This window comes from Vibrio sp. 970 (assembly GCF_033339075.1).
Genome location: NZ_JAWOTW010000027.1, coordinates 22212 through 38470 on the forward strand (window position 1 = coordinate 22212; position 16259 = coordinate 38470).

Consider the following 16259-nt stretch of genomic DNA (forward strand, 5'->3'; position numbering starts at 1 on the left):
GAAATCATTCAGAGGAATTTATTATGAAAAAGTCGAATCTAGCTGTTACTGCTGCTGTTACTGGTCTTCTAGCTCTTGGTGGCACAATGCTAACTGCAGCTCCAGCTGTCGCTGCTGAAAAAGAAAAGTGCTATGGCGTTTCTAAAGCAGGTAAAAACGACTGTGCAACAAAAAGCAGCTCATGCGCTGGTACTTCTAAAGAAGATAACCAAAAAGACGCATTCGTAGTCGTACCAAAAGGTCTTTGTGACAAGCTCGCTGGCGGTAGCACTTCTTCTTCATAATCTTTTATCGCTAGCTATTGTGAGGATGCGTTGACGCTCAACCAACGCAAAGCCAAGACGCATCCTTCTCTTCCCGCACGATTTGAAAAGGAGTTTCACGTGAAACACCACACCTTCCACGACCTTGTTGGAGTTGGGTTAAGAACCCCTCACCTCGATTACTTTAGCCAAAACCAACCCGAGTTGTCTTGGTTAGAAATCCACAGTGAAAACTATTTCCAACCCAATGCAACAGAGCGCCATCAGCTACAAACGCTTCGCGAGCAATATCAAATTAGCTGCCACGGTATTGGTTTGTCGCTGGGCTCGGTGGAACGTGTTAGTCAAAAGCATCTTGCGCAACTTAAATCACTGATTGACTCAATCGACCCAATTCTTGTTTCTGACCATTTAAGTTGGAGTGAAAACGGCGGTCACTACTTTAATGACCTGCTTCCACTTCCGTATACGGAAGAAGCGCTCAACGTGTTCACTCGTAACGTGAATGAAGTGCAGGAATATTTGCAACGCGAGATCTTGATAGAGAACCCATCTAGTTATGTGAAGTTTCAACATTCGACCATCAGCGAATGGGAGTTTCTTACCGAAGTGCAAAAGCGCACTGACTGTCGTTTATTGCTCGATTTAAACAATGTTTATGTTTCGGCGTTCAACCACGGTTTTGATTGCGACACATACCTAGATGCGATTCCAGCCGACAAAGTGGATGAGATTCACTTGGCAGGTTTTACCATTAAACAACTCGACAAAGGTGAGATATGGATTGATACCCATAGCCGCCCGGTTAGCGATGAAGTTTGGCAGTTGTTTTCACAGTGGACAAAAAAACACGGTCCACGTCATACGTTGATTGAATGGGATTTGGATATCCCCGCGCCAGAAGTCTTGCTCGAAGAAGCGCGGAAAGCATCGCAACTGCTGTTGCAAGGCACACTTCCAAGTGAACAAAGCGAACCAAGGAAGGCATCATGAATCTAGCCACCTTACAAAGCCAGTTTGCTAAAGCCCTGCACTATCAAGCGCTCGGTGAAGACTGCGATATTGCCAGTGATGAGTTTACCGCTGATGAACGCATACAAATTTACCGCAATAACTTTATCGTCAGCTTAAGCGAGGTATTATCCGCGACCTACCCGATGGTTGAAGCGCTGCTTGGTGAAGAATGCTTTGAACAGATAGCTCGCCAGCATGTTCTTTCTTACCCATTAGAAGAAGGAAATGTGGTGCATTATGGCGAAGGCTTTCAAGGCACCATCATGCAGTTCAGTCAGGTGATCGCACAAGCACCTTACAGCCCTGAAGTCGCACGCTTCGAGTGGCATATCGACCTAGCTCGTCAAGCACAGTATGAGCAATCCAATGCAGCAGAATTAAAACCGCTTGCGTTACTTGGCGAAGTGAGTGAAGAGCAACAACCCGCTTTAGTCTTACACCTTAAAAAGGGCTGCCGCAGCTTTGACTCCAACTACGCAGTATTCGATCTATTTAGTGCGATTCAAACTGGGCAATTCGAACAACTTAATATCAACCAATTACAGCAAGGTGTCATCTCGATTCAAGCCAATGGAGAAGCCTTGTGTCACGCACTCGATGCCGATGTGTTCCAACTGCTGCAATGTTTAGAGCAGAAGCAGAGTTTGAGCGAAATACCTGAAGTTTTACTCGCTCATCTCAATCGCATCATGGCACTCGATATTGTTGACGGCTTTACATTGCAATCAATCTAAGGAGCACTCTATGACGGATACGGTTAAAAACTTAGTGAATCGGTACGACGATTTAATCAGTACCTTACAAGCTGGCTTTGTCCCTTTACTACTTCTCTTTTGCCGCTTTTGGGTTGCTTGGGTGTTCTTCAATTCAGGACTAATCAAAATCTCATCTTGGGATAGCACGCTGTACTTATTTGAGCTGGAATACCAAGTGCCAATCTTGCCATGGGAATTGGCGGCTTATTTAGGTACGGCTGCGGAGTTGGTTCTACCGGTGTTCTTGGCACTAGGATTGATTACCCGCCCGATGGCAGCAATGCTGTTTGTGTTCAACATCATCGCAGTGATCTCTTACCCACTGTTGTGGGAGAAAGGTTTTTATGACCACCAACTTTGGGGATTGATGATTCTTATCATAATCGTATGGGGGCCAGGACCGCTGTCTTTGGACCACATCCTGAAAAAGAAAATGACGAGCTAAAAAAATCCCCGCAGCATCATGCGGGGATTTTTTATTATTTATTCAAGTAAGCCAGTAGCTCTTCTGCTGAGATACCTTGCTGAGCGAGGTCTTTTGCCATCTGCTCGACTTGTTCATCTTTGCGTGACTCAATCACTTGCTGAAATTGGTACACGATATCACGCAAAATTGGCAGAGGTACTTGTTTAGCCGCACTACGAATACGCTCGGAGCTTTGATTACCCAGCTCATTAAGCAACTTGCCAAACATCACCTTTTCTGGTGAATCTTCCATTTGCTCTAGAATACGAGCCATTTCATACGTGGTTAACGACATTACTTTTTGAGTTCCGTTATGGTGTCAGGAAAAGTCTGAGTGACAAATATACACGCCTTACTTACATTGGAAAATACTAAATTACACTGATTTACGCTTTCGCAAAGCTCGAGTGCCAGTTCTTCCCTGCTTTTGTAAACAGAACGACCAACGCAGGTAATAGGACCCACATATGAATTGCGATCAAGGTTTGTGGATCCAGAGATAAGCGTTGCAGTGTACCCACCAGCAAACCAGAGCCACTCATTTGGAACAATCCAAGCAGTGCAGCTGCCGTGCCCGCCTTATCACCAAACGGTTCTAACGCTTTCCCTGCCGCTGCACCCAGAATGAATGCAAAACCTACAGAAGACATGAAGATAGGTAGCATGAAAGAAAGCGCGGTATTCTGACCATTCATCACTAGCATGATCACACCTGCGAGGCCCAGAGTTGAGATCCCGGTGACCAAGGTGTTGTGAGTTCCAACGCGCTCCATAAACTTAGGCGCCAGCATACATGCCGCAATGTTTATCACCGCATTTACACCAAACCAGAAAGTGAATTCATTCATCGACAGCCCCATCCCCGTCATCAATACCGACGGTGCTGAGGTAACGTAAGCAAGAATAACCGCCATCGCCATCAAGCATAATGACGCATGGAAAACAAAAGATGGTGTGCTAAGCACTGCCCAATACCGACTAAGCTTAAACACGGCTTGCTTTTCTGTTGACGGGTTAGTCTCTTTCATCATGAAAAACATAAATGATCCAGACACCACAGCAAAACCCGCCATAAAGCTAAAGTTAGCACGCCAGTCAAATTGCTGAGTTAACCAGCTACCTAGAATTGGAGCTAAAGCCGGAATGAAACAAATCGCACCGTTAAGGTAGCTGATCATTTTGCCGCTTTTTTCCGGGCCAAAGATATCGCGAACTGTTGCAAAGGCTGCTACCGATGTCGCACACGCACCTAAGCCTTGTAGCAGTCGGGAAACCAACATCCACTCAATATTTTGAGCACTCCACGCCAATAAAGCGCTCATCGCGTAAATGGTGATACCGCCCAGTGCAACAGTTCGACGTCCGAGTTTATCTGCTAGGGGACCTGCGAATAGCTGACCAACACCCATAGCAAATAAGAACCAAGTGATCGTGTCTTGTGCTAGCGCATTATCGACCTGAAAAGTGGAAGCAATAAGAGGTAAAGCAGGTAGATAAATATCAATCGCTAAAGGACTGAAAAGAACCAAAAGGGTCAATAACGCCATCTGTTTTTTACTATTAGAAAACTGGCTAGACACACAACACTCCGAATTGGATAAAGAACTTTGGGTAAAGCTTAATCATCTGATGATATGAATGGAAATGATGTATAATCATGAGCATTATTCCTCAGAGGAAATTCACTGTGAACGTCGAAAAACTGGCTCGTATCGATTTAAATCTATTGGTCTGCTTTAAAGTGCTGATTGAAGAGTTAAACGTTACTCGTGCGGCCCACCGATTGTGCTTAAGCCAATCCGCCGTAAGTAAATCACTGGCTAAACTGCGCATTCAATTTGATGACCCGCTTTTCACTCGAAACTCACATGGATTAACACCTACGCCGCGCGCATTGTTTCTTAAACCGAAACTGGATCTGTTGATAAATCAGTTAGAAGTGCTGACTCAACCCGAAGAGTTTTCTCCGCAAAGCAGCGAATACCGTTTTCAAATAGCAGCGGTAGAGAGTGTCTACCCTCTCATTCTACCCCATTTCTTACCGGCGATTTTTCAACAAGCACCTGGCGTGACAATTAGCACACACCCGTGGTCGGATAATACATTTAAAATGCTTCAACGCGGCGAACTGGATTTAGGCTTAACTGGAAAAGATATCGATATAAACGATGCCAAGCTGACTCTTCAACCACCCGATGACATTTGCGAGTTGGAAATTTATCGTGATTACCAAATGTGCATCATTCGCAAAAACCACCCTGCGCTAAAACAACCTTGGAATCTGGAAGCCTATCTCGCCCTACGCCATGTACAAGTACGTTGTGATGGCAACGACCGTTGGTTGCTGGATTATCGCCTTGCAGATATTGGCGCCGACCGCGATATTGCCGTCACCGTGCCCGACTTTAACAGTGCCGCAAGTTTATGTTCATACACCGACTTTATCTTTACTGCGCCAAGTCATTTTGTGCAACTTGCGGCCAAACAGCTTGATTTGGTCGTGCTGCCACTACCGTTAGAATTCCCACCTATGGCTTACACTTTATTCTGGCACCGAGATAGAGAAAACGACCCTGCATTAGGCTGGCTACGTACGATGATCACACAAAAAACCGATCACCTTAGATAAAAACACCGCACTCAATTTGCGCTTAGCGGCTAAAATGAGTAGCTTAACTGTCGTAGTCCTTTTTGGCTCATCTATGGCCTAGTTGTACTCCGACTCTATTGAAGTGATTGCGAACCTCAATGGAATCGTAAACTGCATGAAGCAGATGGAAACAGCTCCCACACCTGAGCATGAAGGAGCGGTAATTTGAAGGAATAACACAGATGCACAACGATACCCAAAGCCGCGTGAATGCAATTCGCGAATGGCTAGCACAACATAATATTGATGCCCTACTTGTCCCTCATGAAGACGAGTACTTGGGTGAATACGTACCAGCGCACAACGAGCGTTTACATTGGCTAACTGGCTTTACCGGTTCTGCTGGTGCTGCGGTAATCACCAAAGACAAAGCCGCTATCTTTGTTGATGGTCGCTACACAGTACAAGTAACAAAGCAGGTTCCTGCTGATCTATTCGAATACCGTCACTTGATTGAAGAGCCTGCACTAGATTGGATTAAAGACCATCTTGCAAATGGCGCGTCTGTGGCAATCGACCCTCGCATGCACAACGCTGCTTGGCTAGACATGGCACAAGCAAAACTTGCAGGTGCCCTTGAGCTTAAGATTCTCGATAGCAACCCAATTGATGAACTGTGGCACGACCGCCCTGCTCCTGTGGTTTCTGATGTTCGCCTAATGGCAACAGAAGCAGTTGGTCAGTCAAGTGAAAGCAAACGCCAAGAAATCGCAGAGCTCGTGAAAAAAGCCGGTGCAGACAGCGCAGTGATCACAGCACTTGATTCTATCTGTTGGTTGCTCAACGTTCGTGGTCTAGATGTCTCACGTCTACCAGTTCTGCTTTCTCACGCGATTCTGCACTCAGACTCAAGCGTGGAATACTTCCTAGATCCTGCTCGCCTACCTGCTGAGTTTGACGCTCATGTTGGTGCCGGCGTGACGGTTCATCACCCAGAAGCATTGCAAGCACGACTAGAAAACCTAACTGGCAAGAATGTACTGGTTGACCCTGCAACAAGTAACGCATGGTTTAAATTGGTTCTACAAAATGCTGGCGCATCTGTGGTGAGTAAAGCTGATCCATGCCTAATGCCAAAAGCGGCGAAGAACGCCGTTGAAATCGCAGGTATGAAAGCATGTCATATCCGTGATGGCGTGGCGATGAGCAAGTTTCTATCTTGGTTAGATGCTGAAGTCGTTGCTGGTAACCTGCATGATGAAGCGACGCTGGCAGACAAACTGGAAGCGTTCCGTAGCGAAGACCCAACACTTATGGATCTTAGCTTCGATACTATTTCAGCGGCAGGTGGCAACGCGGCGATGTGTCACTACAACCACGAGAACCAACCTGAACCTGGCAAGCTAGAACTGAACACGCTTTACCTTGTGGACTCAGGCGGTCAGTACCTAGATGGCACGACAGACATCACGCGTACCATTGCCATAGGTCAGCCTTCACAAGAGATGATTAAACAATTCACTCTTGCGCTAAAAGGTCATATCGGTGTTGCACGTGCACGTTTCCCGAAAGGCACACGTGGTTACCAAATCGATACGCTAGCTCGTCAGCACCTATGGGCGGAAGGCTACGATTACGATCACGGTACTGGTCACGGTGTTGGTCACTTCCTAAGTGTTCATGAAGGTCCAGCGAGCATTTCGAAGAAGCAAATCGATGTGCCTCTGACAGAAGGTATGGTGCTATCCAACGAGCCAGGTTACTACCGTGCAGATGCGTTTGGTATCCGTATCGAGAACCTAGAGCTTGTTGTTGAAACCCCGACTAACGGTGACTTCCCTGTTCTATCATTTGAGTCGCTAACACGCTGCCCAATCGACAAGCGCAACATCAACGTTGATATGCTAACTCGTCCAGAACTTGCTTGGCTGAATGATTACCATCAGAAAGTATGGGATGAGATCAGCCCGCTAGTTGAAGGTGATGTGAAAGAGTGGCTTCGTCAAGCAACGCTACCAGTAGCACACAGCTAGAAGCTAGAAGCTAGAAGCTAGAAGCTAGAAGCTAGAAGCTAGAAGCTAGAAAAAAGTAGAGGGTTGATGTTTTGCATCAACCCTCTTTTTTTGCCTATGTTTCACGTGAAACATAACGATGACCAGTGGCTTTCTTTGCTACTTAACCAGAATACGCCGAGTGCCAATCTCGCCATACTGGGTCAAAGCCTTTGGCTCGAATCATATCTTCCACAGAACCCGCGCTTCGCTCATCACTGATCTCAAACTGCTCGAGTTCAACATCATCCATCGCATACCCACCCGGCTGAGTTTTCGATGCAGCAGACATGCTGGTGATGCCTAACGGTAATGCATTGTCTCTGAATTTCGGTGATTCACGAGTCGATAATGACAACTCAACTTCTGGATTTAGCAAACGATAAGCGCAAATCAACTGCACAAGCTGCTTATCCGTCATGACTGATTTTGGTTGGAGCGCGCCCTCACAAGGACGTAAACGCGGAAATGAAATGGAGTAACGAGTCTGCCAATACGTGCGCTCAAGATAGTCCAAGTGCGCTGCCACATAAAAGCAATCTGTTCGCCACTCTTCCAACCCTATCAAAGCGCCAATACCGATCTTATCGATGCCTGCTTTTGCAAGACGATCGGGTGTATCCAATCGGTATTCGAAATCCATCTTATTGCCACGCAGATGGTGCTCGGCGTAAGTCGAAGGATGATACGTTTCTTGATAGACCATCACCGCATCCAAACCCAATGTCTTGAGCTCGGCGTATTCGTCTTGACCTAGCGGCTGCACTTCCATCGCCAAATAATTAAAGCGTTGCTTAATCATCGGCACCATTTCGCGAAAGTATTTCATGCCCACTTTGGTTTCGTGTTCACCAGTCACCAGCAATACGCTATCGAACTTCATGCGTTTAATAGCTTCAACTTCTGCAACCACTTCGTCCCTATTCAAGGTACGACGCTTGATTCTATTCTCCATTGAGAAGCCACAATAAGTACAAGCATTGGCGCACAAGTTAGAAAGGTACAGTGGAATGTAAAGCGACATGGTATTACCAAAACGCTTGCGAGTTGCCGAGTATGACAGCTGCGCCATTTGCTCTAAGTACGCTTCAGCCGCTGGTGAAATAAGCGCTTTAAAGTCTTCCAAATCACGCTTGGGTTTATTCAATGCTCGCTCGACATCTTGTGCCGTTTTCGCGTAGATCGACATCGAGATGTCGTCCCAATTCAGCTGCTTAAATTGTTCAACGAAGCTCATGTTTTCCTCGCTTAATAGCTAAACCAATCTAGGACTAAAGCTCATCTAGGAATGACGTCAGTGGACTCGACGCAACCGCATGAGAAACCTTACCAGCAAGTCCGGCTTCATAAGCCATACGCCCCGACTCTACCGCCAACTTAAATGCCTTCGCCATCGCAACGGGATCGCTCGAAGCTGCAATCGCAGTATTGACGAGCACGGCATCCGCGCCCATTTCCATCGCACGCGCAGCATGTGAAGGAGCACCGATACCCGCATCCACAACCACAGGAACATTAGCTTGGTCGATAATGATCTCTAGGAAGTCGTGAGAAACTATCCCTTTGTTAGAACCGATCGGCGCACCTAATGGCATGACCGCTGCACAACCCACTTCTTCCAATCGTTTACACAGAACCGGGTCAGCATGACAGTAAGGAAGGATAATGAAGCCTTCACGAACCAGTTGCTCAGCGGCAGCAAGTGTCTCAATTGGATCAGGCATCAAGTACTTCGGGTCTGGATGAATTTCTAGTTTTAACCAGTTAGTGCCCAACGCTTCTCGCGCCAGTTGCGCGGCAAACACAGCATCTTTAGCATTCTTTGCACCCGAGGTGTTCGGCAATAAGTTCACACCCGCTTGTACTAACGGAAGCAAAATATCGTCTTGTCGGTCGTTCACATCGACACGCTTCAACGCCATGGTCGCAAGTTGAGATCCCGACACTTGAATCGCTTCTGCCATTAATCGGCTGTTGGCAAACTTCCCTGTTCCCGTGAACAGTCTTGATTCGAATTGTTTATCACCAATTTTAAGCATCGACTTTAACCCCCTGCGATCGCTTGAAACAAAGAGATGCTATCTCCCTGTGAAAGAACTGTGCTAGCCCACTCACTGCGCGGCACAACATTGTTATTAATTGCAAAAACACAGCCCATTTCAGGCAGCGCAAATTGACTAATGATTTGCTGTAGATTTGACTCACTGGCAACTTGATGTGACTGGTCATTGATGACAATAGTGATCACATCTAAGTCAGCAGCGGTCATTTGTATTGTTTGTTGTTCTGATAACGTCATTGCTTCCAACTCTCTTAATTCTGCCAATTACTCGTAAGCTAAATCTGAGCACACACTTGGCACTGTTTGTCTTTGCTTATCGCCATGGTTTGCCATTGCAGTTTCAACCCATCAAACAGATGCAACTTGGCAGTCTCGACATGAAACTTTCCCGTCGCCAGTTTTTGAATTGCCGCTATCGCTTGGTAGTTACCAAGTGTGCCCACCACCGGACCAACGACACCACTCTCACTACACTTTTGCGTTTGCGGTAATTCGTCGAACGGATACAAACAGCGGTAACAGGCTTTACTCTGCGCTTCTTGTTCACTTGGTATTTGGTAATCAAAGACAGCAAATTGTCCTTGCCAACCAATTGCCGCCGCTGAGATAAGTGGCGTATTTTGCTCGAAACAAACTTGGTTAATGAGCTGACGCGTTGGCATGTTATCGGTGCAGTCGAGCACCACATCTGCTAGCATCACTTCAAGCTGCAGCTGTGCTTTGTCTAATCGCTTATTGAGAGCACGAACTTGGACCATAGAATTAAGTTCAGTGAGTTGCTTTACAGTCGCTTTTGTTTTCGCAACTTGGAGGTCTTGTTCACGATAAATGATCTGACGTTGTAGGTTACTGCTATCAACTTCATCGTCATCAACAACAACCAATTTACCAACACCCGCTGATGCCAAGTACAAACTCGCAGCACTTCCTAACCCACCACAACCGATGATCAGCACATTCGATTTACTCAACCGCTCTTGCCCAACTTCGGCAATTTCTGGCAGAGCGACTTGACGTTGATAGCGAAGGAACTGCTTATCCGTCAGCATGCTCGCCTCTCTTGGTATCCACCAATTTACTATTCTGATCAGTAAACGTTAGCTGTCTTTCCTTCATCAGTTGTACGAAGAACTCGATGACCGACTGAGGTGATTCTGCCAACGTAATAGCTCGCACAACTGCCAAACTAGAAACACCTGCTTGCCAAACTTGGGCTGCATTAGATTGGTCAATACCACCAATCGCGACCGTCGGAAAGCCAAGCACATAGTCACTACCTGCTTTGTCTTTTGCGGGACGGAAAACCGACTCTGTGTTTCCGTAAGGAATGTTATCAATCAGCTTTTGATACAGAGCCAAGCGCACCAAACCTTGTGGTTTCGATGGCATCTGTTTTGTGGTGGTTGGGAAAATATGCCCTAGTGCGATGTAGCTAGGATGAATTTGTACGATGCGCAGTAGTTCATAATAACCATGAGTAGAAAGACCAAGACGAATGCCGGCTTTAGTTAGCTGAGCCAAATTCGATTCTTCTATGTCTTCTTGTCCTAGGTGAACGCCATAAGCGCCATGCTTGATTGCCAACTGCCAATAGTCATTGATGAACACTTGTGCTTGATACTGACGACCTAGCTCAATTGCTCGAATGATCTGTTGTTCTAAATCGGCTTGTTGTGGGTTCTTGATTCGCAGTTGAATGGTGTTGATGCCTAGTGGCAGTAGACGCTCAATCCAAGCAACATCATCAACGACTGGATAGAGCCCTAGACTTTGCTTAGTTAGAGTTGGAAAGCTAACGCTCTCACCTTGTGCAGACCAACCAACTTGAATACCTAGCCGGTTATCCTCTAGTACAGGTGTGGGGAAATCATCAAATTGGTCAGCCCACTGAGTAGATCTTCCCTCACCAAGGTTGTCATTCGACAGTGTTTCACGTGAAACATTCGCTTGTTGAGTTAGCATTCCTCGAGCAAGTGTTAATGCATCTTCGATAGGAAAATCGAGTACTGTCAGCGTTACTATCCAAGCAAGGTGATGTTCGGGATCGAACATTGCGTTGAATTTGGACTTAACGGAAAGCGCTCTCACTTCGTTGTTAATTGGGTGACGCCAGATATCAAGCTGAAGCACTTTCTCCTTTTCATCGGATACCTGCGTATCAGCAATGCCAATATAAATCGCTTTCGACGGTTGCTTAGCACACGCTTCTACCGATAAAGCAGAGCGGTAATGGAACACAAATGAACTCTCATGCTCAGAGTCATAACCATCAATAAGATCTGTCGTTATACGTGTGGTCTGTTGGTCGCGAACAAGCTGAATAGATTGAGTTGGGCTCACACCCAACTCAATGTCTTCGATGCTAAAACCCTGTTCTTTCGCCAACAACAAACATTGCTGAACTAAACCAGTCAGTTCAATCAATGATGACGGAATAAGGATTTTGCTCATTAGTCACTTACCTCGGCATGTGCTGCTGGGTGGTATAGTTCAGAACCTGACTCTCTAAATTCTTGCGATTTCTGACGCATCCCCTCAAGAGGATCATCCAGCATTTTGATCGATATAGCTTGGTCCGCAGCAACTTGCTCAGTGTCTTTCGCATACTCTCGTACCTCTTGCGAGATCTTCATCGAGCAGAACTTTGGTCCACACATCGAACAGAAGTGAGCAACTTTGCCGGACTCTTGAGGCAAGGTTTCATCATGGAAAGCACGAGCAGTATCTGGGTCGAGCGACAAGTTAAATTGATCTTCCCAACGGAACTCGAAGCGAGCTTTAGAAAGCGCATTATCACGAACTTGAGCGCCAGGGTGCCCTTTCGCTAAATCAGCGGCGTGCGCAGCAAGCTTGTAAGTGATCATGCCTACTTTCACGTCTTCTTTGTTTGGTAAGCCAAGATGCTCTTTAGGAGTTACGTAGCAAAGCATTGCACAGCCATACCAACCAATCATGGCAGCGCCGATGCCTGAAGTAATATGGTCGTAACCAGGAGCGACGTCTGTCGTCAGCGGACCAAGGGTATAGAAAGGAGCCTCATGACAGTGCTCTAACTGCTCTTCCATGTTCTCTTTGATCATATGCATTGGAACATGACCAGGGCCTTCAATAATCACCTGTACGTCGTATTCCCACGCAACCTTGGTCAATTCGCCAAGAGTACGAAGCTCTGCAAATTGCGCTTCATCGTTAGCATCAGCAACCGAGCCAGGACGCAGACCATCACCAAGAGATAGTGCGACATCGTACTTAGCACAGATTTCACAGATCTCTCGGAAATGGGTGTATAAGAAGCTTTCTTGGTGGTGCGCTAAACACCATTTCGCGATGATAGAACCACCACGAGAGACGATACCAGTAACGCGTTTTGCAGTCATTGGCACATAACGAAGTAGTAAACCGGCATGGATAGTAAAGTAGTCAACGCCCTGCTCTGCTTGCTCAATCAGGGTATCGCGCATCACTTCCCAGTTAAGGTTTTCCGCAACACCATTCACTTTCTCAAGCGCTTGATACATTGGTACGGTACCGATCGGAACCGGACTGTTACGTAGAATCCACTCGCGAGTTTCGTGGATGTTACGTCCAGTAGAGAGATCCATAACGGTATCGCCACCCCAACGTGTCGCCCAAACGAGCTTCTCTACTTCTTCCTCAATCGAAGAAGTGACCGATGAGTTACCGATGTTGGCGTTCACTTTGACCAAAAAGTTACGTCCAATGATCATTGGTTCGGATTCTGGGTGGTTAATATTGGAAGGGATAATAGCGCGACCTTCGGCGACTTCTTTGCGCACGAATTCGGCGGTAATATCTTTTGGTAGGTTCGCTCCGAAGCTTTGACCCGGATGCTGTTGATTCAGCACTTCATCGCGATACTTGGCACGCCCCATGTTTTCACGCAGCGCGATATATTCCATTTCTGGGGTAATAATACCTTTGCGAGCATAGTGCAATTGAGTCACACAATGGCCATCTTTGGCACGTCTAATACGTGGTAGATTACCGTAACGAAGATCGTCTAGTGTTTCGTCTTCTAAGCGTTCTTTGGTGTACACCGAGCTTACTTCATCAAGTAGCTCAGTATCGGCGCGCTCTTCAATCCACCCTTCTCTCAGCTTAGGTAAGCCGTTATAGAGGTCTATGGTGTGCTCTGGATCTGTGTATACACCCGACGTATCGTAAACGCGTACTGGCTCATTAGGTTCGAATATAGGCGCTTCTTTTGTGCCTCCAATAAGGCTATCAGCGAGTGATATTTCACGCATTGGCACACGAATATCTGGACGTGAGCCTTCTACGTAGACTTTGCTTGAATTGGGGTACGGTTGTACCGAGAGTGTATCAATGAACTGTTTTGCTTCCAGTCTCGCTTGTTTGCGACTCGACATAGCATTTTTCCTTGCTTTGTTATACTAGATAAAAAGTAATTGGATAAAAATGCTTGACGGATAGATGCGACAAGAGGAGTCAAATTAAGGCTAGTTAAAGCTTACGATATTTGCCTGTAACAACATTCGACTTTTGATAGGTCAACCAGAAAGAACTCCGGTGTGAATATCTTCTCTTGTTCCCTTCGCAGATTCTAATCTGATCAGGTTCAACGGATCCCGAATTAACGGTCTCAGCCTTATGGCACTCCGACAAGTGATGTCAGTATATAAAAACGGCTTGGTGAAACCAAGCCGACCTGTTCAATTTTTAACTACTTTGCTAGCTGCGCATCAATAATTGAAAGCCAATCCACGCCGCTGAAATACTTAACACGACATTCAACAATACGTTCAACCCCATCTTAAAGAAAGCGCCCTGCTGCATGAGCAACACATTATCCATCGAGAAGGTGGAAAACGTCGTTAGTGCCCCTAAAAAACCCAAGCCAATCACTTGTCGCCAAGGTTCCGTTGCCAAAAGTTCATTATCGAAAGCTGCTATCAATAAGCCCATCATAAATGAGCCAACAACGTTAACGGTTAACGTACCATATGGAAAACCACGCCCCAATAAAATGACACAAAGTTCAGAAATTAAGTAACGAGAACATGCACCAAATGCACCACCCAATGCAATAAAACCCAAAACGGATAGTTGTCCCATAATTCCCCCAGAAAAGTTAATGGCGACATTGTAATCAAATTTACGGCAATAGTGATTATACAATCTTAGAATTCAGCAAAGTATAGCGCTTAAAACTTATCAAGATTTTAAAAGTTACAGGAGTCACTTTACTTCGATGTAACCCATCAAACCCGTCTTCATGTGTTCGATCACATGGCAATGGTACATCCAACGTCCAGGGTTATCTGCAACAAATGCCGCTTTCGCACTGCCGTTATTTCCAAGCAAGACCGTATCGGTATGAAACGGTTCGTCGAGTTTTTTGCCATCTAACTCAAGAACCGTAAATGTGTGTCCATGAAGATGAATAGGATGATGATATTGGGTGACGTTCTTTAGGTTGAAGATATAGGTTTTTCCCATCTCCAATGTTGAAAGCGGCGCTGGAATATTATCTTTGCTCATTCCCTCCCAAGCCCGTTTGTTCATCAGCCAGAACTTAGGTATCGCTTTGCCCGATTTATCAGCAGGAGTGATCGCCCCCTCCCACTCAAACACATAATCGATTTGCTCTGCATTTTTCAAATCGAGAGCTGGCACAGGGTTGAGAGGTAATAAAGGCAGTTTCTGGTTGCTCGGCAAGTCAGACTCAACAACGTCAAACTCGCACAAAGGGAATGGGAAGCGTCCTTTCATTTGACGCACATAAACACGTGTTCCAGCCTTCGGAGCAATCAATCCGATATCTAACCTCATTCCCGGACCAATTTTGTGCTGAGTGAGCTTATAAGGCGCTTTAACAGGATTACCATCAATAGCAATAACCCAAGCCTCTGCACCTTCAATAGCGATCGGGTAAGTAATGGTATTATCGACATTAGCAATTCTTAATCGCGTAGTGGCATTCTGCTTCAGCGTATAAACAGGTTCATGCACACCATTGACGCTACTCCACTCTCCGGGAGTCCCCATACGAGCGCTCAAGCGCGGCACCATAAGGTTCTTCCACTGACCTAGTTTGTCTAAATGCCAATGCTTGAGGACGACTTCATGCTCTTCATCAAACTGAACCGGCTCTGCCTCTTCAACGACAATTAGCCCGACTAAGCCCATACCAAGCTGCTTCACACTATTCATATGTGGGTGATACCAAAATGTGCCCGCATCTGGTGGTGTAAATTCATAAACGAATGTTTCACCTGGCATGATAGGCTGCTGGCTCAAGAAAGGGACACCATCCATTTCAATAGGGATTCGCAAGCCATGCCAGTGGATTGTAGTCGGCTCTGAAAGCTTGTTAGTAAACCGAATTATAACTTTCTCGCCTTGGCGACAACGAATCACAGGCGCTGGAATCGAACCATTAAATGCGAGTACGTCTGTGTTAAACCCAGGGACCAATTCTGCAGTAGAAGGTTCTGCAGTGATATCGTATATATATTGCCCCTGCTTATTAGTGCTCCTAGATAGAGAACATGCAGGTAGAACGGCAAGCGCGGAGATTGCTAAGGATGATTGAAGAAAGCGTCGACGAGATATATCCATACATAGTTACTCATTAATCCAGATCGGTTGAGTGTAACTAAATATAAATAGTGATTCCCCTTTATTATTAAAATTTCGGGCCACTGATCATTACAGCTAACTGTAGTTTCGTTCGTTCAGTAGATTAAATGCTGCCAAAGTACAGCAGAAAGCCATACTTACGGGATAAGAGTAGAAATAAGCTGTAATAATGAGAAGAAACCAGATACAAAAAAGGCTCTGACCTAAGTCAGAGCCTGATATGTGGCAGGGGTGGAGAGATTCGAACTCCCAACACGCGGATTTGGAATCCGCTGCTCTGCCAATTGGAGCTACACCCCTATGGAATTTTCATATTCTAGATTTGACAAAACCTCGCATAAGCGAGGTTGTCGATATTAAGTGGCGGAGTGGACGGGACTCGAACCCGCGACCCCCGGCGTGACAGGCCGGTATTCTAACCAACTGAACTACCA

At 46.1% G+C, this 16259-nt stretch carries 16 protein-coding genes, 1 tRNA gene and 1 riboswitch; of the genes, 6 read left to right on the forward strand and 11 right to left on the reverse strand.

Annotated elements, in window-relative coordinates; translation table 11 throughout:
* The first annotated feature begins 23 nt into the window (after positions 1-23).
* The 4 genes from R7Q11_RS23445 to R7Q11_RS23460 all read left to right on the forward strand — a co-directional run bounded on the left by R7Q11_RS23445 (position 24) and on the right by R7Q11_RS23460 (position 2477).
* Positions 24-284, forward strand: coding sequence for a DUF2282 domain-containing protein (locus tag R7Q11_RS23445; protein WP_005378779.1), 261 nt, complete (start codon positions 24-26; stop codon positions 282-284).
* A 99-nt stretch (positions 285-383) separates the two neighbouring features.
* Positions 384-1256, forward strand: a complete 873-nt coding sequence (locus tag R7Q11_RS23450; protein WP_225466758.1) for a DUF692 domain-containing protein — start codon at positions 384-386, stop codon at positions 1254-1256.
* Positions 1253-2011 carry a DNA-binding domain-containing protein gene (locus R7Q11_RS23455; protein ID WP_225466759.1) on the forward strand — a complete coding sequence of 253 codons (759 nt, stop codon included), beginning with the start codon at positions 1253-1255 and terminating at the stop codon, positions 2009-2011. The genes R7Q11_RS23450 and R7Q11_RS23455 overlap by 4 nt, the downstream gene beginning before the upstream one ends.
* A gap of 10 nt (positions 2012-2021) precedes the next feature.
* A complete protein-coding gene (locus R7Q11_RS23460) occupies positions 2022-2477 on the forward strand; it encodes a DoxX family protein (RefSeq protein WP_047102549.1) in 456 nt (151 codons plus the stop codon).
* Between the two features lie 34 nt (positions 2478-2511).
* On the opposite strand, the gene R7Q11_RS23465 is transcribed toward R7Q11_RS23460, so the two are convergent.
* Together R7Q11_RS23465 and R7Q11_RS23470 are read right to left on the reverse strand one after the other, a co-directional pair.
* The gene (locus tag R7Q11_RS23465) at positions 2512-2793 is read right to left on the reverse strand and encodes a hypothetical protein (RefSeq protein WP_005378786.1); all 282 of its coding nucleotides are present in this window, start codon (positions 2791-2793) and stop codon (positions 2512-2514) included.
* A gap of 91 nt (positions 2794-2884) precedes the next feature.
* Positions 2885-4078 (reverse strand): multidrug effflux MFS transporter, encoded by a 1194-nt coding sequence (locus tag R7Q11_RS23470; protein ID WP_225466760.1) that lies wholly within the window; start codon positions 4076-4078, stop codon positions 2885-2887.
* Positions 4079-4185: 107 nt separating this feature from the next.
* Here R7Q11_RS23470 and R7Q11_RS23475 point away from each other — a divergent pair, with 107 nt between their 5' ends.
* Both R7Q11_RS23475 and R7Q11_RS23480 read left to right on the forward strand, forming a co-directional pair.
* Complete coding sequence (locus R7Q11_RS23475) at positions 4186-5127, forward strand: LysR family transcriptional regulator (protein ID WP_005378791.1); 942 nt, start codon at positions 4186-4188, stop codon at positions 5125-5127.
* 203 nt (positions 5128-5330) lie between these two features.
* Positions 5331-7121 (forward strand): aminopeptidase P family protein, encoded by a 1791-nt coding sequence (locus R7Q11_RS23480; protein ID WP_151514364.1) that lies wholly within the window; start codon positions 5331-5333, stop codon positions 7119-7121.
* Between the two features lie 142 nt (positions 7122-7263).
* Here R7Q11_RS23480 and thiH read toward each other — a convergent pair whose 3' ends face one another.
* From thiH to R7Q11_RS23525, 9 genes are all read right to left on the reverse strand, one after another.
* Positions 7264-8376, reverse strand: coding sequence for a 2-iminoacetate synthase ThiH (gene thiH / locus R7Q11_RS23485; protein ID WP_115386370.1), 1113 nt, complete (start codon positions 8374-8376; stop codon positions 7264-7266).
* Between the two features lie 34 nt (positions 8377-8410).
* Positions 8411-9178, reverse strand: coding sequence for a thiazole synthase (locus tag R7Q11_RS23490; protein ID WP_171343425.1), 768 nt, complete (start codon positions 9176-9178; stop codon positions 8411-8413).
* Positions 9179-9183: 5 nt separating this feature from the next.
* Positions 9184-9438 carry a sulfur carrier protein ThiS gene (thiS, locus tag R7Q11_RS23495; protein WP_009703038.1) on the reverse strand — a complete coding sequence of 85 codons (255 nt, stop codon included), beginning with the start codon at positions 9436-9438 and terminating at the stop codon, positions 9184-9186.
* A gap of 38 nt (positions 9439-9476) precedes the next feature.
* A complete protein-coding gene (locus R7Q11_RS23500; protein ID WP_213900110.1) occupies positions 9477-10250 on the reverse strand; it encodes a HesA/MoeB/ThiF family protein in 774 nt (257 codons plus the stop codon).
* The gene (locus R7Q11_RS23505; RefSeq protein ID WP_225466761.1) at positions 10237-11652 is read right to left on the reverse strand and encodes a thiamine phosphate synthase; all 1416 of its coding nucleotides are present in this window, start codon (positions 11650-11652) and stop codon (positions 10237-10239) included. Before R7Q11_RS23505 ends, R7Q11_RS23500 begins: the two co-directional genes overlap by 14 nt.
* Complete coding sequence (gene thiC, locus R7Q11_RS23510; RefSeq protein ID WP_047102555.1) at positions 11652-13592, reverse strand: phosphomethylpyrimidine synthase ThiC; 1941 nt, start codon at positions 13590-13592, stop codon at positions 11652-11654. Before thiC ends, R7Q11_RS23505 begins: the two co-directional genes overlap by 1 nt.
* 163 nt (positions 13593-13755) lie before the next feature.
* Positions 13756-13854, reverse strand: a riboswitch (TPP riboswitch).
* A 60-nt stretch (positions 13855-13914) separates the two neighbouring features.
* Complete coding sequence (gene crcB, locus R7Q11_RS23515) at positions 13915-14298, reverse strand: fluoride efflux transporter CrcB (RefSeq protein WP_005378811.1); 384 nt, start codon at positions 14296-14298, stop codon at positions 13915-13917.
* Positions 14299-14421: 123 nt separating this feature from the next.
* Entirely contained in the window at positions 14422-15804 is a 1383-nt protein-coding gene (locus tag R7Q11_RS23520) for a multicopper oxidase family protein (RefSeq protein WP_213886957.1), read from the reverse strand.
* A gap of 244 nt (positions 15805-16048) precedes the next feature.
* Positions 16049-16125 (reverse strand) — tRNA-Trp (locus R7Q11_RS23525).
* Positions 16126-16259: the final 134 nt, after the last annotated feature.